Source organism: Serratia plymuthica, from assembly GCF_018336935.1.
Taxonomy (GTDB): domain Bacteria; phylum Pseudomonadota; class Gammaproteobacteria; order Enterobacterales; family Enterobacteriaceae; genus Serratia; species Serratia plymuthica_B.
Window position 1 is genome coordinate 2,423,618 of record NZ_CP068771.1, and the last position, 22,524, is coordinate 2,446,141.

General features: G+C 56.2%; 16 protein-coding genes. 6 read left to right on the top strand and 10 right to left on the bottom strand.

The window, feature by feature from the left end; genetic code table 11:
* Positions 1 to 16: 16 nt before the first annotated feature.
* Complete coding sequence (locus JK621_RS11245) at positions 17 to 3,370, bottom strand: hypothetical protein (protein ID WP_249337176.1); 3,354 nt, start codon at positions 3,368 to 3,370, stop codon at positions 17 to 19.
* Positions 3,371 to 3,446: 76 nt separating this feature from the next.
* Entirely contained in the window at positions 3,447 to 5,150 is a 1,704-nt protein-coding gene (locus JK621_RS11250) for a hypothetical protein (protein WP_212559862.1), read from the bottom strand.
* A gap of 713 nt (positions 5,151 to 5,863) precedes the next feature.
* Here JK621_RS11250 and JK621_RS11255 point away from each other — a divergent pair.
* Complete coding sequence (locus JK621_RS11255) at positions 5,864 to 6,433, top strand: DJ-1/PfpI family protein (protein WP_004944657.1); 570 nt, start codon at positions 5,864 to 5,866, stop codon at positions 6,431 to 6,433.
* 119 nt (positions 6,434 to 6,552) lie between these two features.
* Here JK621_RS11255 and JK621_RS11260 read toward each other — a convergent pair whose 3' ends face one another.
* The 5 genes from JK621_RS11260 to JK621_RS11280 all read right to left on the bottom strand — a co-directional run bounded on the left by JK621_RS11260 (position 6,553) and on the right by JK621_RS11280 (position 14,524).
* Positions 6,553 to 6,930, bottom strand: coding sequence for a DUF1493 family protein (locus JK621_RS11260; protein WP_212559863.1), 378 nt, complete (start codon positions 6,928 to 6,930; stop codon positions 6,553 to 6,555).
* 180 nt (positions 6,931 to 7,110) lie between these two features.
* The gene (locus JK621_RS11265; protein WP_212559864.1) at positions 7,111 to 8,565 is read right to left on the bottom strand and encodes an efflux transporter outer membrane subunit; all 1,455 of its coding nucleotides are present in this window, start codon (positions 8,563 to 8,565) and stop codon (positions 7,111 to 7,113) included.
* Between the two features lies 1 nt (position 8,566).
* Positions 8,567 to 11,743, bottom strand: a complete 3,177-nt coding sequence (locus tag JK621_RS11270; protein ID WP_212559865.1) for an efflux RND transporter permease subunit — start codon at positions 11,741 to 11,743, stop codon at positions 8,567 to 8,569.
* A gap of 2 nt (positions 11,744 to 11,745) precedes the next feature.
* Entirely contained in the window at positions 11,746 to 12,894 is a 1,149-nt protein-coding gene (locus tag JK621_RS11275; protein ID WP_212559866.1) for an efflux RND transporter periplasmic adaptor subunit, read from the bottom strand.
* Positions 12,895 to 13,009: 115 nt separating this feature from the next.
* Positions 13,010 to 14,524 (bottom strand): MDR family MFS transporter, encoded by a 1,515-nt coding sequence (locus tag JK621_RS11280; protein WP_212559867.1) that lies wholly within the window; start codon positions 14,522 to 14,524, stop codon positions 13,010 to 13,012.
* 43 nt (positions 14,525 to 14,567) lie between these two features.
* Between JK621_RS11280 and JK621_RS11285 the strand changes: the two genes are divergently transcribed.
* Positions 14,568 to 15,275, top strand: coding sequence for a TetR/AcrR family transcriptional regulator (locus JK621_RS11285; protein ID WP_212559868.1), 708 nt, complete (start codon positions 14,568 to 14,570; stop codon positions 15,273 to 15,275).
* A 154-nt stretch (positions 15,276 to 15,429) separates the two neighbouring features.
* A complete protein-coding gene (locus tag JK621_RS11290; RefSeq protein ID WP_212559869.1) occupies positions 15,430 to 16,479 on the top strand; it encodes a type II asparaginase in 1,050 nt (349 codons plus the stop codon).
* A 46-nt stretch (positions 16,480 to 16,525) separates the two neighbouring features.
* Here JK621_RS11290 and JK621_RS11295 read toward each other — a convergent pair whose 3' ends face one another.
* Positions 16,526 to 17,719 carry a benzoate/H(+) symporter BenE family transporter gene (locus JK621_RS11295; RefSeq protein WP_249337178.1) on the bottom strand — a complete coding sequence of 398 codons (1,194 nt, stop codon included), beginning with the start codon at positions 17,717 to 17,719 and terminating at the stop codon, positions 16,526 to 16,528.
* A 298-nt stretch (positions 17,720 to 18,017) separates the two neighbouring features.
* On the opposite strand from JK621_RS11295, the gene JK621_RS11300 reads away from it, so the two are divergent.
* Positions 18,018 to 19,412, top strand: a complete 1,395-nt coding sequence (locus JK621_RS11300; RefSeq protein ID WP_212559870.1) for a PLP-dependent aminotransferase family protein — start codon at positions 18,018 to 18,020, stop codon at positions 19,410 to 19,412.
* Positions 19,413 to 19,444: 32 nt separating this feature from the next.
* Here the strand turns inward: JK621_RS11300 and JK621_RS11305 are convergent, their stop codons facing one another.
* Complete coding sequence (locus JK621_RS11305) at positions 19,445 to 20,014, bottom strand: helix-turn-helix domain-containing protein (RefSeq protein ID WP_212559871.1); 570 nt, start codon at positions 20,012 to 20,014, stop codon at positions 19,445 to 19,447.
* A 129-nt stretch (positions 20,015 to 20,143) separates the two neighbouring features.
* Between JK621_RS11305 and JK621_RS11310 the strand changes: the two genes are divergently transcribed.
* The gene (locus JK621_RS11310) at positions 20,144 to 21,049 is read left to right on the top strand and encodes a DMT family transporter (RefSeq protein ID WP_212559872.1); all 906 of its coding nucleotides are present in this window, start codon (positions 20,144 to 20,146) and stop codon (positions 21,047 to 21,049) included.
* An 8-nt stretch (positions 21,050 to 21,057) separates the two neighbouring features.
* Here the strand turns inward: JK621_RS11310 and JK621_RS11315 are convergent, their stop codons facing one another.
* The gene (locus tag JK621_RS11315) at positions 21,058 to 21,927 is read right to left on the bottom strand and encodes a LysR family transcriptional regulator (protein WP_212559873.1); all 870 of its coding nucleotides are present in this window, start codon (positions 21,925 to 21,927) and stop codon (positions 21,058 to 21,060) included.
* Positions 21,928 to 22,202: 275 nt separating this feature from the next.
* Here JK621_RS11315 and JK621_RS11320 point away from each other — a divergent pair, with 275 nt between their 5' ends.
* On the top strand, positions 22,203 to 22,352 hold the full coding sequence (locus JK621_RS11320) for a hypothetical protein (protein WP_212559874.1): 150 nt from the start codon (positions 22,203 to 22,205) through the stop codon (positions 22,350 to 22,352).
* Positions 22,353 to 22,524: the final 172 nt, after the last annotated feature.

Consider the following 22,524-nt stretch of genomic DNA (forward strand, 5'->3'; position numbering starts at 1 on the left):
GCTGCGCCAGTTCGATTCAATGTGAGGATTCGTTGATGCCACCGGCGATCACCGACATCCCGCCGTACCCGACCATCAGCGCGTATTGAATCACGCTTTCAATCAGTTTGGCGCGAGGATCCTTGGTCACGGCGATAGGAAACTCGAGTATACCGCCGAAATTAAAGGCAAAGTTTGCGATAGACTCCGGGATCAATGATTTATAGCTGGTGTTCCACTTCTCATGATTTTCAACAATATTCATGATAACCGGCACATTCCAGACCAGATTGATCACCGACTCCACACCGGCAGATATCGTAGTGGCCAGATGTCCCGTCGGCAACGTCGCAAGCGGGATGTTAACGAATCCTTTGACAATACTTATCCCGGTCAGCGTATTGTTCATTTGTTGCCACCAGGTGGCGGTCAGCGCATTGATCAATGTCGCCAAATTGGGGGAAACATAAGACACATTGGCAATCGCCCCCACCAAAGCCAAGGTTTTTGGCCAACTATCCGCGAAACTGCCATCGCCTTCCTCAGTCACGCGTTGCAGTGAAAGGACTACCACCAGTCCTACGCTGCCTGCTAAGGCAAAGAAAGCGGAGACCAGACCAAACACCTTCAGACGTGCATCATCCAGTACCGGCGTTTCAGCAGTGCGATATCGGTTGGCACCGGGCAGCGAAGAGGACGCCAACGTGAAGAACTGTTGGCGGACCTGCTCAAAATCTTCGGCCGCCAGTAATCCTTGAGTGAATGCATCCCCTTGCGGAAAGGGAGTGGCACCAAGGGCGATTTTACCGACCAGGGTGGCCGGGATGGCAGCGATAAAACAGAACAGGTCCAGGAAGGAAAGTTCGTCGCCGGTTAATTCTTTGTATAGCCAGGAAATCACGGGAATATCAAGAGGCGCGTCCAGTAAGCTCAGAAAACCCTCAGCCAATTGAACAAACACATCGATAGCAGCAAGCAGAATGTTCTCCGTGGTTTGCAGTAGGGTATCAACAATAATCGCGGTGAATTTTTGTATGATCTGAGTCACCGACAACGTATCAAACTGGCCGATAATATCCGTTTGGATCGCGTTATAGGCGCCGACTAACGTGGCCTCTTCGCTATCAAGCAAGTTAAGCAGGTCTTGAAAAATCGCCTGATCCACCGAAGGGGAGCTGAATGTCGAACTCGCGCTCGACATATTGCCTTGATAATGGTGTAAACCGAGCTGAGCCGGCGCGCTGTTTTGCCCATCCAACGGCGGATTTACGGCGCTGGTGCCAGCCGGCGTTTGGTTAAACCCCGGAATATCCGCCCATCTATTGATATCGTTTTGCAACGCGAGAAAAACCGCAGACACTTCCGTCTTGAGGCCACTCAAGCTGTTTACGCTTTGCTTCACCCATTGGGTAAACACATTTTTCATCACGCGATGGGTAATAAGGATATCTTTGAATTCGAAAAGGAACTCCAGGAACTGGATCAAGTCCGTAATGGCCGTTTTGATGGCGTTAAAGACCCAAACCGCAGCCTCCACCACTTTTTCAGCGGCGTCCAGTACCGCCGCATAGACCTTCCCGGCAATCCTGGCAATGAAGTTCCACGTTTTGCTTGCGGCATCCTCAATGATTTGAATAACGGCTTCCACTCCCGACGCCAACCAACTGAAAAGGTCACCGATGTCGACCCACAGGGCATCTATTCCATCGACGCTCAATGTGGACGATGTAGGCGACATTTGTTGCGCCAATGCCATTTTCTGCAAAGCGGCAGTGCCCAATGTGCCGTAAACCTCGCCTAACTGACTATTTGATGCGGCAACACTTTGCAGCTCCGCATTGGAGACGCCGGCCCCGATCAAGGGGCTGGACGAGCCGTCAGCATGGGTAATGGTGGCTTGCTTCAGGCTGTCGACGCTATTAAGTTGCGCGATTTTCCGCATCGGTTTGTCCATCGGGTCCACCAGCGTGGCTGGCCCATTGGCGGGTAATACGCTCAATCGGGTCCCGCTCAGGCCGTTTATCCATTCGATGACGGTTATACTGCCAAACTCATCGGTATTTATCTGAATGCCGGCGGCATCAATAATATAATACAAATGATTGATATAGACGCCGACTCTGGAACCGGCGCTGATGGAGACCCTCTCCCCTGCCAGCGGTTGGTTATTCTCATCGCTGACCTGGATCCGGGTGGTATAGGAGCTGTACTTTTGGGTATCTTTAATATCCGGCGAAGGCAGCGTAATACTCTGTGACGTCCACAGCGTATTGTCTGTCGATTTCACCCATTTATTCAACAGATTGCCCGCTACCGTGAAGAAGGTGTTGCCGTCGTCCACCCGATTCAGATAAGGCGAGAACTGATCGACCGCAGTGACGATCGGCAATGGGTAGCTCCATGCTGAAGGCGATGCCAGCTCTTGACCCAGTGGGCAGCGAAGGTAAAAAATCTCGTCGTTGCCATTCAATCCCCAGACAACGGACATATTGTTGGACTGCGCAGCGTACATTTTTCTCACGCCGTTAAATAGGCTGCTTTGCGCCAGTAAAACACCCATGGCGCCATCCGTCTGATTATCACTCGCAAAGCAGTAAAGCCCACCGTTGCTGCAAACATACAGATCGCTGGACATATTGGGTTTACGGCAGGAGGCAATGCTGTCGGCAATCAGGTTGCCGGGGAGCGATAAACGGGCCGAAAGCGCCGGTATATCAGGGTTGAACACATTGTACAGCGGCTGGAAAATCAACTGCGGGTTACCGTCGACCTGTCCGGCGGTATACAACCCATCGATTGTCGGTTGATGAGGGCTACCGGACAAATACTGGCGGCCCAAACAGCTGCTGTAGCTGCCGGCCTCCAAATCTATCGACACATCGTGCGGCATCCAGGCGGGCGTACCCAAGGTGTTGATGTAATAGCGGGAAATCAGATGCTCAGCGCTGCTGGGATCCCTTAATATATCGACAACGATATATTGTTTGTTGTTAAGGGTCTCGCTCAGAAAAACGCCGGCAATGGTGATGTTCTTTGTCGGGTTATCAAACGGATACTGAACCCACACCGGTTTTTTTAACCAATCGGTATCGGCGTTGGAATTGCCCAGGCTCAGAAACAAATGATCGTTTACGCCGTCATTAAGCACCATCGCCAGGCCAACGGTGCCATCAACCACGCTTTGCCCCGCATCGAACATTTTACAAACAATGTTACTCTGCCCGGGAAAACTCTGCGCAATCTGCCCGGCGCTGATATTGTTTTTTTCCCAACCGGTATCGTGTTTTATCGTCTCTTCGGTGGCGTAAAACGCGCCGTCCGAACCCACTGAAAACAACAGCGAGTTGCCACTGCGGGTTTGGAGAGCTTCAAACTGCTTCTCCGGCGACATCAGTAACGTCTGTTTGTAATTTTTCATCAACTCTACCGAGACTTCTACTTTTGGCGTAGTCATATTATTTACCTTCTCAGAATTTAGCCGGCTTAATCGACTTGGCTGTCAGTCCTGGTTGAACATACGAAATATGTGAAACCAGGTCCTGATTGTTAGAAAAATCTACGTCTTTGAAGGTAAATGTTTTGCCTCCAGGGAAAACGAAACGCTGGGCAACGTTTAACGGTATGCTGTGGAATCCCGTCTGAGAAAAACTGCCGGCCCAGTCGGCAACATCACCAACCAGATCATTAAGGCCGGTAAAGATCTCAATAAACCAGTTGGTGCTCGGCGTAGCATCGGAATTGTCGACAGGTACTGAAATCAGACTGGCTGATAAATGCCCTTCCTGGTCGATAGCCAATGTATAGGTATCTGTAATGGTCTTGTTTATTGCTTTCCAGCTTTCCGAGGACTGCAGGGATCGAATATAGACCGACACGACAAATTTTTGCTCAACGACAATGGTATTGCCGGCAAAGGTAACGGTAGCATTGTACGTCGTACCCAATGTCATCTCGCCCATGTCGCCGCCAAGCCCTGCGTCATCATTGTCGGAAGAGCTGTAGGAATAGGTTAAAATAGTACTCCCCGTCGCCGGAATATCGACGGTCGGCATTTGATAAGGGGTCATGGACCAACTGTAATTGATCGTCGTATCAAGAAAACCGGAAAGCCAGACTCTCACCCAGGCCTTATAACAGTTTGCTGATACGTAATTGGATAGCTGACTTTTAAAATAATTTGCGAAGGTATTCCTGTTTATGGCAATAACGCCGTCAAAACTGGACTCTTCGGCAGGTTCGACCCAATTCCAGGAGAAAGGTACCGCCGGTGGAAGGCTGTTGCCATTGACTTCACACAGATAATTAAGCGTATTTAAATCATTGGTGCTGGTACTGCTCGGTGTATAGGGGCTGACCTCAAGTTCCATTTTAGTCAACTTTAGGGTCGACGGATTGTTGTCGGGCGTGTTCTGTACGATAGAATAATTCAACACGGGTTGGGCATTGGCTTTCATTGCCGTGAAATAGGCCCCTAAAAACACTTCGGACAATACCGTGTAAGCCGGTGTGCCTGGCGTAACGCCATTGATCGTTGGCGTTGACTCCAGCGCTGCGTTATCTAAATCAAAAAACAGTTGTTGTACGCTGAAAGCGTCCGGTCCCAGATTGTTAAGCTGTTCCTGAACGTCCGGCGGCAGATCGGCATTATCCATAATTTGTTTTAATGAAACGATGGAGGTAAAAAGCCAGGGCGAATTGGTAGGTTGTGTGGCACTGAAAAAACTGGTCAGGCCATGCCTGCCAAAGTTGCAGGTCACGACCGTAAACTGCGCGCAAATCAGATTGAAAATGACTGATTGGCTAGTGGGTTGCAGCGTAACGATATCAGGAATGGCATTAGGCTCTATGTCGGCAGGAATACCTATAGCAGCCTCAAAGGCAAAATAGAAATTGCTGTTATTAATATTTTCTATTTCAGGTGTCATGGGGTCGCCCTGACTCCAATTTGGCACGGTTAGCGGATCGGTCCCCTGAGTTTGCTGCAAGAGTTCCTCTCGGGATATCACTACCGGCTGGCCTTGATCATCTTGATTCCAATACATCTTTACCGTGGGGAAGACGGAATTGTATAAATATTCTTTCATCGTTCCATTAATGCTGGCCTGAGAAGTGGCTACGACAAAATCATAACCATAGTGAGAGTCTGATAAATTGGATTGATTTGCACTCATGATAAACGTCTCCTCGTTGCCTACTGAGTAAGCAAAGATATCGTTAGGTTATATTTAGCTGCGCAATAAAACTCCTGAGTTTGAAATTATCTAAAAAACAAAATCCACGCTAAATACCTGCAAGCAGGAATAAACGATAAAATATCGTCGCTGATATTTAGTGTGGTATGATTGCCAAGATAAATTGACAATATTTATCTGCGGGTTGATTTATGAACCCGTTACGTATTGATAAATATGATTTGGCATGTTCATACCCGCTAATGCATGCAAGCAATATATATTATTAGCGGATTAATAATAATGCATTGTAATGGCTGGGTGTTTTTTTTGACACGGATTTCCCGCGAAGAAAATTAACACGCCGCATACCTATTCCCAACAGAAACTTTAATATAGGATACCAGTAGGTATATGCAAGCAACCTGGCCGGCATAAATATGCTGCATTAAAAATAACCACACTAACAACATGATTATGTTGTTATATTTAATTTATTTATCTTCTTGAAAAGAATATTTCATCAAAAATATCTTAATCAATGCCTGTAAGGTTGCTTTCATGGTGCGAGTAAAATAATACCTGCGGGCCGTTTTCCAACCGTATGACGCGGTACCGCAGAGAAGGCAGGCCGCTGCCTTGATTCTGGTTCGCGCTCCCTGCCCGCATAAGCTATATGTTAGGGATCCTTTCCCCCCCCGGAGAACGTCCTCATGAGCAAGAAAAAGATCCTGATGCTGGTCGGCGACTATGCCGAAGATTACGAAACCATGGTGCCGTTTCAGGCATTGCAGATGATTGGTCACCAGGTAGATGCCGTCTGCCCCGATAAAGTCAAAGGCGACTACATCATGACGGCGATCCATGATTTTGACGGCGCGCAGACCTACAGTGAGAAACCCGGCCACCGCTTTATCCTGAATGCCGATTTTGCCGCCGCACGGGAGGAGGATTATGACGCCCTGCTGATCCCCGGCGGCAGAGCGCCCGAATATCTGCGCCTCAACCCACAGGTGATCAAATTGGTGCAGGCTTTTGACGCCGCACGCAAACCTATAGCTGCCGTGTGCCACGGCCCGCAACTGCTGGCCGCCGCCAACGTGTTGAAAGGCCGCACCTGCAGCGCCTACCCGGCCTGCGCCCCCGAAGTGCAGTTAGCCGGCGGGCATTATGCGGATATCGGCATCGATCAGGCCCACGTCGACGGCAATCTGGTGACCGCCCCAGCCTGGCCGGCGCATCCGCAGTGGCTGGCGAAATTTGCTGAGGTGTTGGAACAATAAACCCGGCGTAAAAAAGGCCCGCAATCGGATATGCGGGCCCAAAACAGCGCAAAGCCTCTATTTCCCGGCGGCGTTAATTTAGCGTCTGGAAACAGAAAATAATCCGCCCCGGTTTCGCTTCATTTTAATTGTTCAATCAGAAAATGGATATCATACAGCCAGCGTTTAGCCCGGGCGGAACGTACCAGCATGTAAACATACAGCGGCCGGATCCTTTCCATCTCCAGATCCCAGTTATTCATGCGGCGGGGTGAGCCGGAGAACAATATTCCCGACTTTGTCTCCTGCCGGAAATACAACTCGTGATTGTAATTGCTGTTATCTATGCCGAAGGTGTCGAAGTAGCCGCTCATCAGCGTCTGCGACATTGGCAAGGTCAGGTTAAGCTCCTTGTTTATCTCGGTATTCAGAGTGACGGCAATGCCCTTTTTAAGAAATGCGGGCGCATTATATCTGTCGATAACGGAAATCACTTGTTGCTGAATATCACTGTCCATTTCAACCTCAATATATTTGGCCGCGGGAAAGATGCGATATTGTTCTGACCTTTCTTATTGGGTCGAGTTCTGCCGGTCGGGGTTATTTTCCTTTTCTTTACATTTCCCTCACCGGATAAATATAAAAACGCAGGGTGATAACACCACCCTGCGTAATAGGTTTATTGATTGCGAATAAGTTTAACGGGTCAGGGTCGCGCTATTGGCGACCACGCTGTCCCCTTGCTTCTCCGCCGTAATACCGCCACCCAGCACCTTATACAGCGTAATCAGATTCTGGTACTGCGTTTGCTGCGCGCCGATCAACGACTGGCGGGCGGTGTACAGCGTCCGCTGCGCGTCCAGCATGTTCAGGTAGGTATCCACGCCGTGGCGATAACGCAGTTCGGCCAGGCGATAATACTCCCGCGAAGCGGCTACGTAGCCGGTCTGCGCCGCCAGTTGCTCCCCAATGGTGCCTTTGCGCGCCAGCGCATCGGCAGTTTCCTGGAACGCCGTCTGCACCGCTTTTTCATAGGTGGCGACGTACAGATCCTTTTGCGCCTTGGTGTAGTTGAGCTGCGAGGTATTATAGCCGCCGGTGAAAATCGGCAGGCTGATGCTCGGCGCAAAGGACCAGACGCCGGCTCCCTTGCTGAACAGAGACGACAGCTCCCCGCTGCCCACCCCGCCGCTGGCCGTCAGGCTGATCGACGGGAAGAACGCCGCGCGCGCGGAACCGATGCTGGCGTTGGCCGACTTCAGATTATGCTCGGCTTCCAGCACGTCCGGCCGGTTCAGCAGCACCTGCGACGACACATTGGCCGGCATGTCTTTCATGATGCCGGACAGCGCCTCGATCCCGTTCGGCAACAGGCTTTCGGGCACGCTTTGCCCCACCACCAGATCCAGCGCGTTTTTCGCCTGCGCGGCGCTGGTGGTGTAGCTGGCGACGTCTGAGCGGGCCTGCTGATAAACCGTGTCCGCCGAAGCCACATCCACCATCGACAAAATGCCGTTTTGCTGGTTTTTACGCGTCACTTCCAGCGACAGCCTGGCGCTTTCCATCGTGTCTTGGGCCGCCTTCAACAGGCTGCGTTCCGCCGCCACGTTCACCCAGTCGGTGACGATATCGGCAATCAGCGTCAGGCGCGTACTTTTCGCCGCCTCGGACTCCGCCAGATAGGACTCGAATTTTGCGCGCGACAGGCTGCGGTTTTTACCGAACAGATCCAACTCAAATGAACTGGTGCTGGCGCTGGCTTCGTAGCTCTGGCCGATCGCGGTCGCATTGCCGTTGCCGGTCAAAGAGCGTGAGCGCGTGCCGTCCACGCCGGCGTTGATGGTCGGGAACAGTTCGGAACGCTGTTCGCCGTACAACGCCCGCGCCGATTCAATGTTGGCGATCGCTTCACGCAGATCACGGCTGCTGCTCAGCCCCATCGCCACCACCTGCCGCAGCCGCGCATCCACCACATAATCGCGCCACGGGATATCCGGGTAGCTCAGCGAAAGCTTATCGCTGGGCGCGGCATAGGCGGCACCTTGCGGCAGGTTTGCCGGCACCGGCGCCTGTGGCCGCTGATAGTCCGGATCCAGTGAAATACAGCCTGCCAGCAACAGGGGGAATGTCAGAGTTATCAAACGTTGCAGCACATTATTCTCCTGCCTGTGGCGTGGTGCTTGCTACCTGTTTGGCGACGACAGGTTTACGTGCAAATACCCGGCGTACCAAAACGTAGAACAAAGGAACAAAGAAGATCGCCAATAGCGTCGCGGTAAGGGTGCCGCCGATAATCCCGGTGCCAATGGCAATTCGGCTGTTGGCGCCGGCGCCGGTGGAAATCGCCAGCGGCAATACCCCGGCGGTAAACGCCAGCGACGTCATCAGGATCGGCCGCAAGCGCATACGGGATGCTTCGACCGCCGAGGCGATCAGCGTTTCTCCGTGCCGGTACTTCTCTTCGGCAAATTCCACGATCAGAATGGCGTTCTTGGCCGACAGGCCAATAATGGTCAACAGCGCCACCTGGAAGTAGATGTCGTTTTCGAGACCGCGCAGCGTGACCGCCAATAGCGAGCCCACCACGCCCATCGGCACCACCATCATGACCGCGAACGGGATCGACCAGCTCTCATACAATGCCGCCAGGCACAGGAACACCACCAATAGCGCGATGGCGTACAGCGATCCCGCCTGGCCGCTGGTCAGGCGTTCCTGATAAGACAGCCCGCTCCAGGAGTAGCTGCTGCCTGCGGAGAACTTCGCCGCCAGCTTTTCCATTTCATCCATCGCGGTGCCGGAACTGGTGCCCGGAGCGCCTTCGCCGGTGATTTCGAACGACGAAAGCCCGTTATAACGCGACAGGTTTTCCGGCCCGTAGATCCAGCGGGATGAGGCAAAGGCCGAGAACGGCGTCATGCTGGTCGAGGTTGTGCTCGTGCCGGAACTGGTGCTGGTTGAGCTGCCGCGCACAAACCATTTATCCAGATCCTCAGGTTTTGAGCGGAACGCCACATCCCCCTGCATATAGACTTTCTTCACCCGGTTGCGGTCGATAAAGTCGTTAACATAGGTGCTGCCGAAAGAACTGGTGAGCGTGCTGCTGACGTCGCCGGCGCTCAGGCCCAACGCTTGCAGCTTGTCATTATCGATATCCACCTGCAGCTGCGGGGTATCCGGCAAGGTGTTGGCGCGCACGGCGATCAGGCCCGAATTATTACCGGCGGCGGCAATGATTTGGTCACGCATCGCCTGCAACTCCGCACGGGTCGTTGCGCCTTTGGCCTGCAGCTCGAAGGTGAACCCGTTGGACTGACCAAAACCGTCGATCGACGGCGGGCTCATCGAAAACACCTGGGCATCGCGAATGCCGGCAAAGTGCCCCATGGCGCGCTTGGCAATCGCATCAGCGGTATTCTCGCTGCCGCTGCGCAGGCTCCAGTCCTTGAGGCTGACGAAGGCCATGCCGGCGTTCTGGCCGCTGCCGCTAAAACCAAAGCCGTTAATGGTAAAGATGGTATTGACGTTGGCCTTCTCATTGGTGAGGAAGTAATCCTTCACCTCGTCGCTGACCACCGAGGTGCGGGCGTCGGTAGCGCCGGCCGGCAGCGTATACTGCACCATCACCATCCCCTGATCTTCGTTAGGCAGGAAACCGGTCGGCAGGCGCATATACATGACCGCGGCTGCGATCAGCAACAGGCCGTACATCAGCAGGTAACGCATTGGGCGGTGGATCACCATGCCGACCTTGTCGGCGTACTTCGCCTGCAGCCGGTCATAACCCCGGTTGAATTTGCCCAGCAGGCCTTTGCCGGTCAGTTCCTCATGCGCGGGTTTGAGCAGCGTGGCGCACAGCGCCGGTGCCAGCGTCAGCGCCAGGATCACCGAAAGCGCCATGGAAGAGACGATAGTGACGGAGAATTGGCGATAGATTACCCCGGTGGAGCCGCCGAAGAACGCCATCGGCAGAAATACCGCAGACAGCACCATCGCAATGCCCACCAACGCGCCGGTGATCTCTTTCATCGACTTTTCCGTCGCTTCGCGCGGCGGCAGTTTTTCTTCGCGCATCACGCGCTCGACGTTCTCCACCACCACGATGGCGTCATCCACCAACAGCCCGATGGCCAGTACCATGCCAAACAGCGTCAGGGTGTTGATCGAATAACCGAACACCGCCAGCACGCCAAAGGTGCCGAGCAGCACCACCGGCACGGTAATGGTCGGGATCAGCGTCGTACGCAGGTTCTGCAGGAAGATGAACATCACGATCACCACCAGCACCACCGCTTCGAACAGCGTCTTAACCACTTCTTCAATCGAGATGTTGATAAAGTCGGTGCTGTCTTTCGGATATGCGACCTTGTAGCCCTCCGGCATGGATGACTGGTATTCCGCTACCTTGGCCTTGACCAGTTTGGCGGTGTTGAGCGCATTGGCCCCGGCGGCCAGTTTGACCGCGATACCCGCCGCCGGGTGGCCGTTCAGGCGTGCGCTGGAAGAGTAATCCTCATTGCCCAGTTCAACCCGCGCTACGTCGCCCAGGCGCACCAGGGCTCCGCTGCTGTCGCTTTTCAGGATGATATTGCGAAATTGCTCCGGCGTTTGCAGCCGGGATTGCGCCTTGACCGTGGCGGTCAATTGCTGATCGGCGCCGGCCGGCAGATCGCCGACCTTACCCGCAGAAACCTGGGTGTTCTGCGCCTCAATCGCCGTCTCCACATCGGACGGCATCAGCGAATAGGACGCCAGTTTGGTCGGGTTCAGCCAGATACGCATGGCGTATTCCGAGCCGAACACCTGCACGTCGCCCACGCCGTTAATGCGCGACAGCGGATCTTGCAGGTTACTGACCAGATAGTCGGAGATATCGGCCATCGTCGCCTTGTCGGTCTCATCGTACAGACCGACGATCAGCAAAAAGCTGTTCTGCGATTTCTTGACCGTGACCCCTTGCGAGGTGACCTCCGACGGCAAGCGGCTTTCCGCCTGCTGCACCTTGTTTTGCACCTGCACCTGGGCGATGTCCGGATCGGTACCCTGATCGAAGGTCACGTTGATGCTTACCGAACCGTTGGAACTGCTGGTCGACGAGAAATACAGCAGGCCGTCCAGGCCGGTGAGCTGCTGCTCAATGACCTGCGTCACGCTGTTTTCCAGGGTCTCCGCATCAGCGCCCGGATAGGTCGCCGAAATGGCGATCTGCGGTGGGGAGACGTCCGGATATTGCGAAATGGGCAGCGAGTTGATCGACATCAGGCCACACAGCATGATGATGATCGCGATCACCCAGGCAAACACCGGCCGCCGAATAAAGAACTGCGCCATGATTACTGCTCCCCGCCGTTAGCCGTTTGTGTCTGCTTTTGCACTTCAACCGCTTTAACGTCGGCCCCGGCGGCCACCTTATTGGTGCCTTCGACGATCAGGCGATCGCCGTCGTTCAGCCCTTTGCTCACCAGCCAGTTGCTGCCGATCACCCGTTCGGTGGTGACCGTGCGCTGTTCCACCTTGTTTTGCGCATTCACCACCAGCGCAGTAGCTTCCCCTTTGGCATTGCGGGTGATGCCCTGCTGCGGCGCGAGGATGCCTTTGGGATCGACGCCGTTATCGACTCTGGCGCGCACGTACATGCCCGGCAGCAATTCATGCTCCGGGTTAGGGAATACGGCGCGTAGCGTAACGGAGCCGGTAGACTCATCCACCGACACTTCCGTCAGTTCCAGTTTGCCGTCATGCGCATAAGGCGTGCCGTCTTCAAGCTGGATGGCGACCGGTGTGACATCGTCACGTTTTAAGGACGCCTGCAGTTTGCGCAACCTGAGCAACTGGCTGCTGGACTGCGTGAGATCGACATAAATGGGATCCAGCGCGCGAATGGTGGCCAGCGCATCGGTCTGGCTGGCGGTCACCAGCGCGCCCGGCGTCACCGAGGAAATGCCGATGCGGCCGGAAATCGGCGCGCGCACCTGGGTATAAGCGAGATTGATTTTGGTGGTCTCCAGCGCCGCCTGATACTGGTCGACGGAAGCGACCGCTTGCAGATAGGTCGCCATCGCATCGTCCGCATCCTGTTTGGAGACGCCATTCTCTTTCACCAGCGCCGCGTAACGTTGCGCCTTCAGGCGGCTGGATTTGACCGTGGCCTGCGCGCTTTTCAACTGGGCGGCAGCCTGGTTATAACTGGCCTGATAGGTGGCGGGATCGATTTGATACAGTATCTGGCCGGCTTTTACCTCGGCCCCTTCGGTAAACAGGCGCTGTTTGATAATGCCGTCAACCTGCGGACGTACGTCCGACGTCATGGTGGCGTTCACCCTGCCGCTCAAATCGCTGCTCAGCGTGACCGGTTGCCCGTGCAGCGTCGCAACCCCAACCTCCGGCGTGCCGCCTGCTCCCATCGGGGCTCCGCCGGGTTTGCCGTCACAGGCGGCCAGCAATAACGCCAGGCTGGCAAGAAAAATCTGTTTCCTCTGCATCGAGTATCTATCCTATTGAGAACGTTTATTCTCAATATATAGACTCTGGTATTTTTCGTCTGACAGGGTTACGTAAGGATTCGGTAAAAGTCCTTCGCAAAGCATGAGAAACGCCCTATTTTTGCCTCAGCGGCACCTCTTTCAGCAGCCAGGTCAGCGCAAAGGCCAGCACCATCACACAGGCGGCAATCTGGTACACCGAGTGGATCGCCCCGCCGAAGGCTTGCAGATAGTCTTGCTGCAAGGCCGCCGGCAAATGGTGTACCGCCGCCGCGCCCAGAGAACGCGGCAACTGCGCGTCCTGCGGCAACAATACGGCCAGGCGGCTGTGCAGCACGTTGGTAAAAATGGCGCCAAACACCGCCACGCCGATCGAACCGCCAATCGAGCGGAACAACGTGGCGCTGGAGGTCGCGACCCCCATATGCTGCGGCGCTACGCTGTTTTGCGCCGCCAGAATCATCACCTGCATCACCATGCCCAATCCCAGCCCCAACAGGCTGATATAGAGATACAACTGGCGCACCGGCGTCGAATTTGTCAGCGTGCCGAGCAGGATCATGCCTGCCAACGCGCACAGGGTGCCGATAATCGGGAAGATACGGTATTTGCCCCTTTTGCTGATCAGCCTGCCGCTGACGATCGAGCTGATCATAATGCCGCCCATCAGCGGCAACAGCTGCATCCCGGCCTGCGAAGGCGTCGAGTCTTTCACCACCTGCAAATACAGCGGCAGGAAGGTCACCGAACCAAACAGCGACATGCCGATGATAAAACCGATCAGGCTGCACAATACGAAGGTGCGATTACGAAACAGCCCCAGCGGAATGATCGGCTCGCTCGCCAGCCGCTCTTCGTAGATAAACCCGCCCAGCGACACCAGCCCAAAGGCCAGAATGCACCACAGCTGGCCGTCCGACCAGGCCATGACCGTGCCGCCCTGGCTGGTGAAGAGGATGATGCAGGTCAAAGCCGAGGCGAGATAAGCCGCCCCCAGATAGTCGATTTCGTGTTTGACCCGGTTGACCCGCGACTGGAATACCGCGCCGATCACCAACAGGGCGAAAACCCCCAGCGGCAGATTGATATAGAAAATCCAGCGCCAGGAGAAATGCTGCACCAGCAGCCCGCCGATCAGCGGCCCGATCACCGTCGCCAGGCCAAATACCCCGCCGAACAGCCCCTGGTAACGCCCGCGATCGGCCGGTGGGATCACGTCGCCCACCACCGCCATGGTCACCACCAACAAACCGCCGCCACCCAGCCCTTGCAACGCGCGCATCAGGATCAATTGCGTCATGTTCTGCGCCAGCCCGCACAGCGCCGAACCGAGCAAAAACACCACGATGGCGATTTGCAGCACGATCTTGCGCCCGAACAGATCGCCGAACTTGCCATACAGCGGCACCACGATGGTCGATGCCAGCAGATAGGCCGTCACGACCCAGGACAAATTCTCCAACCCGCCGAACTCGCCGACGATGGTCGGCAGCGCGGTCGAGACTATGGTCTGATCGAGTGCCGCCAGCAGCATCACCAGCAGCAGCGCGGAGAACAGCAAACGGATCGAGGGCGCCTGTTCGGACGCCCTGCCGTTATCTTCGTGGCCTGCTGTGTTATCAATGCCCATTCGAGTGAGTCCGCTTGTAATTAATTAATTGAGTAATTAATATATGAGTTATTCTTTTCTCCGGTCAATGGATCTCGCCGCGATGACAGCACAAAACGTTAAGAAACCCACCTCTCCACGCCGCCCAGGCAGGCCCAGCGGCGCGGCCAACGGGGCAGAGAAACGGGAACACCTGCTCGACACTGCGTTGAATTTGTTCGCTCGCCAGGGCATTGCCGATACGTCGCTGAACGCCATTGCCCGCGAGGCTGGCGTTACCCCGGCGATGCTGCACTACTACTTTCACAACCGCGAACAACTGCTCGATGTGCTGATTGACGAGCGTTTCCTGCCGGTGAGAATTGCCGCCGGCGGCGTTTTCGACGCCAACGAAGACGATCCGGTAGCGGCCTTCACTGAGCTGGCGCAACGGTTTATCGATATTTCCATCGCCCATCCGTGGTTCGCCCCGTTGTGGTTGCGCGAAGTGATGAGCGACAGCGGCGTATTGAAGCAGCGGATGGACGAGCGTTTCGGCGACAAACAGCGCAAAACGGCGATGCAGTCCATCGTACGTTGGCAGAAGGAAGGCAAGCTGCATGCCGATCTGGAGCCGTCCCTGCTGATTGTCACCCTGTTTGGCATGACGCTGCTGCCGTTAGCCACGGCGTCAAAATGGCAGCGCGATAACGCCCTCAGCCCGTTGCGCGCCGAAGACATTGCCCGGCATGCCATTACCTTGCTCACCCACGGCCTGGGGCCGCAACGCTGAAAAGAGATCTATTCTGGTGCGGGGCGCTCCCGCGCCGGGTGCAATACCCACCTTGACCCGCCCGCTTTCCCGCTATTTGCGCCCGTCGCTTAACTGGCACCTTTTTTGCTTTGCCTACTCCGCCTAATTTGGCTTTCTAATCAGGGGTAGCGCTATGTTTCAAATAATTAGAGTGGCATTTTTTTTATTGACCTTAGGGTGCGCCAATGCGGCGACCGCCGCCGGTGAGTTACCGCACATCGTTATTTTGGCCACCGGCGGCACCATTGCCGGCTCGGCTGCTTCCAATACCCAAACCACCGGCTACAAAGCCGGGGCGCTCGGGGTGGATACCTTGATTGCCGCAGTGCCGGAAATGCAGAAAGTCGCCCGGGTGGACGGCGAGCAGATTGCCAATATCGGCAGTGAAAACATGACCAGCGAGATCCTGCTCAAGCTGTCAAAACGCGTCAACGAACTGCTGGCGCGCGATGACGTCGCCGGCGTGGTGATCACCCACGGCACCGATACGCTGGACGAATCGCCCTACTTCCTTAACCTGACGGTAAAAAGCGACAAACCGGTGGTGTTCACGGCCGCCATGCGCCCGGCGACCGCCATCAGCGCCGACGGCCCGATGAACCTGCTGGATGCGGTGACCGTCGCCGCCGATAAACAGGCTGCAGGCCGCGGCGTCATGGTGGTGCTGAACGATCGCATTGGTTCCGCCCGCTTCAGCACCAAAACCAACGCCACCACGCTGGACACGTTCAAGGCGCCGGAGGAAGGCTATTTGGGGGTGATTGTCGGCGGCAAACCTTACTTTGAAACCCGGGTGGATAAAATTCATACCACCCGTTCGGTGTTTGACGTGCGCAATGTCAGCGCACTGCCGAAAGTCGACATTATTTACGGTTATCAGGACGATCCTGAATACATGTATGACGCCGCCATTCAGCACAAGGTAGACGGGATTGTTTATGCCGGCACCGGTGCCGGTTCGGTGTCGGTGCGTAGCTCGGCCGGGATCGAAAAAGCGGAAAAAGCCGGCGTGCTGGTCGTTCGCGCCAGCCGCACCGGCAGCGGTATTGTCCCGGAGGATGCCGGTCAGCCCGGCCTGGTTTCCGACTCGCTCAACCCGGCTAAATCACGCATTCTGCTGATGCTGGCGCTGACCAAAACCCATAACCCGCAGGTGATCCAGGACTATTTCCACACCTATTGATCCGCGCTGTCACGTCCCGGCGACAAGCCGGGACGCTCACGAAAGACTACCTGGCCAGCACCGGACGGCGACCGGAAAGCAGAGTCAGGGAGAAGTGCGCGGCCAGCCCGAAGATCAACCCCCAGAATACCGACGCCATGCCTAAAAAGTTCATGCCGGACGCCGTGACCAGGAACGTGATTAACGCCGCTTCCCGCTGCTTCTCGTCGGCCATTGCACCGGTCAGCCCGGTGCTGATTGCGCCAAACAGCGCCAGCCCGGCCAGCGAGATAATCAGTTCCTTGGGCAATGCGGTAAACACCGAGGCCAGCGTCGCGCCGAAAATCCCCATCACAATGTAGAAAATCCCGCAGGCCACGCCGGCGATGTAGCGTTTGCTTTTCTCGCGGTGTGCCTCTTCGCTGGTGCAAATCGCGGCGGTGATGGCCGCCAGATTCACCCCGTGCGAACCAAAGGGCGCCAGTAACACCGAGGCAATCGCGGTCATCGAGACGATCGGCCGGGCCGGCGTGGCGTAACCGGAGGAACGCAATACCGCCATGCCGGGTACGTACTGACCGGTCAGCGTTACCAGCGTAAGCGGCAGTGCGATATTAATGATGGCGTGCCAACTCCAGGCCGGGGTAATCAGAACCGGATGCGCGACGCTGACGACGATATCCCCGCTGTTCAACATGCCGCTCATGCCCGCCACTGCACCGCCGGCAAACAGCACCGCGACGATGGCATAGCGTGGCAGCAGCCGCTTAAACAGCAGGTAGGTGACGAACATGGCCATGACCAGCGTCGGTTGCAACTGAATGGAGACAAACATCTCGGCGCCGAAGTGGAATAAAATGCCGGCCAGCATGGCGGCGGCGATCGAGCGCGGTAATTTGCCGATCAGTTTATCGAAGGCGCCGGACAGGCCTATGACGGCGATAATGAGCGAGGAAACGATATAAGCCCCTACCGCCTCGTTGATCGTCACCCCAGGCAATAACCCGACCAGCAGCGCCGCGCCGGGGGTTGACCAGGCGGTGATCACCGGCACCCGCAGGCGCCAGCTTAAAATCAGCCCGGTGATGCCGCTGCCGATGGAGATGGCCCAAATCCAGGAGGAGATCACCTCCGTGGGCAAGTGCGCCGCACTGGCGGCCTGAAACACGATGATCAACGGGCCGGCGTAAGACACTATCACCGCAATGGCCCCTGCCACTACCGCCGAAAGAGAAAAATCCTGTCGCAATCTGTCCATCATTACCCCTATCAATGCACATCGATTAAATCGATGCAATATGCCAGAAAAGAAAAAACCCGATAAATTAACGTAAAAACAATAATTTGAAGACTCATAAACAAACGTCGCTTCGAAAATAGCATCAATTGAATCGAATCAATTTAAGTCGATTGTATCTGTGTAATTCTTTCTGTGTTAATACTTATTACATCAATTTAATGGCTGGCTTATACTGTAATCGTCTTATCCCCGCCCTGCGGCCAACGTTGCCAGTGCAGGAAGCCTGTGGAGATAGCCATTCAAAGCATACAGAGGGTCTATGTGGACACCGCGCTTCAGTGAGAAAAATGCCCCGGTGTATTTGCTGATTGCAGATGCGCTGCAAAATGACATCAACAACGGCGTGCTGCCTGCCGGTTCACGTTTGCCTACATTGAAAGAGTTGGCGCAGACGCTGGCCGTTACGCCGGGCACCGTTAATCGCGCCTATGAAGAAGCGGCGCGGCGCGGGCTGGTTCAGGGCGAAGTGGGCCGCGGGACCTTTGTGCTGGCCACGCCTGAAAGGGCCATGGAAAGCGCGCGCCTGCCGCACTTCAGCCCTTCATCTTCCGCCCAGCGGGATCATATCGATCTGTCGGTGATCAAGCCGGAGGTGCAGGCTCAGGAACAGGGGATCCGCACCGCGCTCGAGCATCTGGTCGCCAGCCCGGAACTGGGGTTGGCGCTCGACTATTCGCCGGAAGGCGGGCATCCGGCGCATCGCGACGCCGGCGCCAGCTGGCTGCGGCGTTTCTTGCCTGACGTACACTGGCAGCAAGTGGTGTTGACCGCCGGCGCTCAACACGGTTTGCTGGTCGCCATCAATGCCCTGACGGCGCACCAGGACCTGGTCCTGTGCGAAGCGCTGTGTTATCCGGGCATTATCTCGTTGGTACACGGCAATGGGCGGCGGCTGCGCGGGGTTGAAATGGATAGCGAGGGCATCGTGCCCGACTCGCTGAGAGCCCTGTGCCGCCAGGAAAAACCGGCGATGCTGATCTGTGTGGCGAGCTGCCAAAACCCCACTACGGTGGTGATGTCGAACGCCAGACGGGCCGAAATCGCGCAGATTGCCCGCGAGTTCGATTTTTACATTCTCGATGACGATATTTACGGTTTTCTTACCGCAGAGCCGGTCGAGGCGCTGTCTTCGTTTGCCCCTGAACGCTCGGTGTACCTGACCAGCCTGTCGAAAAGCATCTCACCGGCGTTGCGCATCGGCTATCTGCATGCGCCGGCGGAAACCTTGTCGCGGCTGACGTCGATGGTGCGAACCAGCATCTGGATGCCTTCCCCGCTCATCGCGCAGCTGGCCAGCAATATCATCACTTCCGGCATTGGGGCTGAAATGCTGCAGACCCAGAGGCAAGAAGCGGCGGCGCGCCAGGCCATCGCCGCAGAGGTTTTCCACGGGCTGGAGGTCGCTTCGCAGCCCTACGGTTACCATATTTGGGTCAACCTGCCGGAGCCCTGGACCAGCGATGAATTCGCCAATCTGGCGCGCGCCCAGGGAGTGAATATCTCCAGCGGCACGCAATTCCTGGCCGAACGCAGCGGCCATACCCGTGCCGTGCGCATCGTGCTGATGTCGCCAACCAGCCGCAGCGAATTGAAATTTGCCCTGACCAAGCTGCGCAGCATGATCGAATCTGCAGAACCCCGCCTGTATTACTGAGGCCCAGGTCCGGCGCGCTTTACCGCGCCGGATTAGCCTTGTTCAATCAGCATCACCGCCGTGGTATCCGCCTCCAGAGCTTCAAATATATGCTCCCGATCGGCGGAGTAACTGATGTAATCCCCCGCACTCAACTCCACCGGTTGCTCCGTCGGCCCGATTCGCGCCCTGCCGCTGCTGATAATCACGTGCTCAATGGTGCCCGGCATATGCGGGCGTGAAACCCGAGCTTCGCCCGGCTGAACGCGCAAACGGTAAATATCGCGCTGTGCCCCCGGCGGGCAGGTTGCCAGCAACGTAGCGGCATAGTTGGCCTGTTCGGAAACCGTGGCGACCCCTTCGTTGGCGCGGATCACCTGCACATGCTGACGCGGTTGAGAGATTAACCGGCTGACGGGTACGTCAAGGGCCATCGCCAGCGACCACAAGGTTTCCAGGCTCGGGTTGCCGCTGCCGGTTTCCAATTGGGAAAGCGTCGATTTTGCGATGCCGGCGCGGCGCGCCAGTTCGGTGACCGACAGCCCCAACCGCTCGCGTTCACGGCGAATGGCGGCTGAAAGCAGGCCGATGGGCGTGCCGTTAGTGAAGGTATTATCGCTCATTGTTCACCATAACGTTCATTTGTTCGACTTGACGAACAACTGCGAGCTGTTCATCATAATGTTCAGTTGTTCATTTTAATGGTGTTCGTCGACGGCGGCAAGCACGGCACTCAATCAGGGAGAAGGCAAATGAAGGTAAACACCCGCGGCGTAGTACAGATGACTCTGGCGATGGTGATCTCCGGCACCGTCGGCTGGCCGGTGATCGCACTGGGGCAACCGGCGGCGACGGTGGTTTTCTGGCGCTGCGCGTTTGGCGCCCTTGCGATGTTGATCGCCTGCGCCCTGCTCGGCCTGCTGAAAAAAGGCATGCTGACCCGCCGCCAGGCCGCCGTGGCGGTACTGGGCGGCATGGCGCTGGTGCTGAACTGGACGCTGCTGTTTGGCGCTTATGCCCATGCCTCTATCGCCGTAGCCACGGTGACCTATCACGTGCAGCCCTTTATGCTGGTCGGGCTGGGCGTGCTGTTCTTTGGCGAGAAACTGACGGCGAATAAACTGGGTTGGCTGCTGCTGGCCTTTGGCGGCATGCTGCTGATTATTACCGGCCGCCCCGGCGCGGGCGGTTTAGGATCGGATTACGTTATCGGCGTACTGTTGGCGCTGGGCGCCGCGTTTATGTATGCGGTGGCGGCGGCGATCGTCAAAGGGCTAAAAACCGTGCCGCCGCATTTGATCGTGTTGATCCAGCTCAGCGTCGGGGTAGTCGTGCTGGCGCCGTTCGCCGGCCTGGCCCACCTACCGTCAACGGCCAATGCCTGGCTGCTGCTGGCGACTATCGGCCTGGTGCATACCGGGCTGATGTCTTCGCTGCTGTACGGCGCGATCCAGAAAATCCCCACCAGCCTGGTCGGCGCGTTGTCGTTCATCTACCCGCTGGTGGCGATCATCGTCGACTGGGCGGTATTCGGGCACCGCCTCAGCCTGATGCAGCTATTGGGCGCTGCCGCCATTCTGACTGCCGCGGCGGGCATGAACTTTGGCTGGCGGGTGATGCGCGCGGGTAAAACCGCCCGCACGGCGGAGAGGCAGTAACCGACAGGTTATTTTTTCAAGGCGTGCAGGCTGGCGATCACCTTCTGCAGCGCCCTGCTCAGCGGCTTATCCTGGCGCAGTACGATGCCTAAAGTGCGCTCAAGCGCGGGCGTAAGAGAGTCTCCCCGGATGCCGGAGAGCGCCATGCGCGGCACAATGCTGTACCCAAGCCCGGCGGCAACCATCTCTTTGATCGCCTCGATGCTGCCCAATTCCATTATCGGCACCGGTTTAACCCCAGCGCCAAGGAACCAGCCATCAATCAGGCGACGGGTGCTGCTGCCGGATTCAAAAGCCACCCACGGGAGCGCCCCCAGGGTGTGCGGGGTGAACGTGGCAGGCAAATCGGGGGAGTCTGCGGGGAAAATGACGGCAAACTCGTCCTGCAACAGCGGCGTCAGTTGCAAACTGCGGCCATTGGCCGGAAAGGTCACCAGCGCGATGTCGATGCGGTTTTCTTCCACCGCTTTCACCATGTCATCGGTGTTGCCGGTGCGAACCCCGACGTTCAACAAAGGATAAGCCTGTTTCAACTCCCGCAGCAGCGTCGGCAGCAGATGGATACAGGCCGTGGCACCGGTGCCCAGGGTCAGGGTGCCGGCAATCTCCTGCGCGTGGCCGGCCATGTCGCTCAGCGCATTATCCACCGCCGCATTGATGCGGCTTATGTGTTCCAGTAGCGCCTCACCGGCGGACGTCGGCCGTACGCGCCTGGCGACCCGCTCCAGCAGCCGAACTTGCAGCCGCTGTTCCAATTGCCGGATTTGCAAGCTGACCGCGGGCTGGCTCAGCCCCAGTACGTCCCCTGCGGCGGAAAAACTCCCTTGCCTCACCACCAAAGCAAAGGTCTGAAGCTGGTCCAAATTAAGCTTGCCCACCACGAATACCCCTCATGAAAAATGTCCGCTGCCGCTCCCCCACATGAGGAACCGGCAGCGCTGAGTGTATCCTTGCGGAGCCTCTTTGTAATCAGGCCTGACCCGGCGCGCATTGCGTTATGCCTAACGCAGAGGCGTGATGGCGTTTTTGCAGAAAGTCTGACGGTGGTGAAAATATTATCCCGAAAACCTCAAAAGCTAAGCGAAATAACGTATTCGACCCGTTTTAAAATAGCTGTTATCTCTATTAAGCAGACACGGAGGAGGAATTAACGATGACGCGTTATGTGTGGAATAACCGGCTGAAACAGCGCATCCGTTTCAGCTACTGGAATGAGCTGTGCGTCACTGGCTGCGCGGGCAGAGCCCTCTTGCCGGTTATCGGCGCGGGAAAATCACCGCCCGCCTATCGCAAAGCTAATTAATCGCTAAGTAATGGACTATTTGTAATAAGCCTTTGCTTTACACCGCAACCTGCAAGTTATTATTATCACTTCGTACCCCACCGCTGTATCAATTTAAATTTTAATTATATTTCATCGCGCCATGCCCGCGGCGGCGCGTTATTTACTGCTGTCTCCCGTATTGAGGACATCG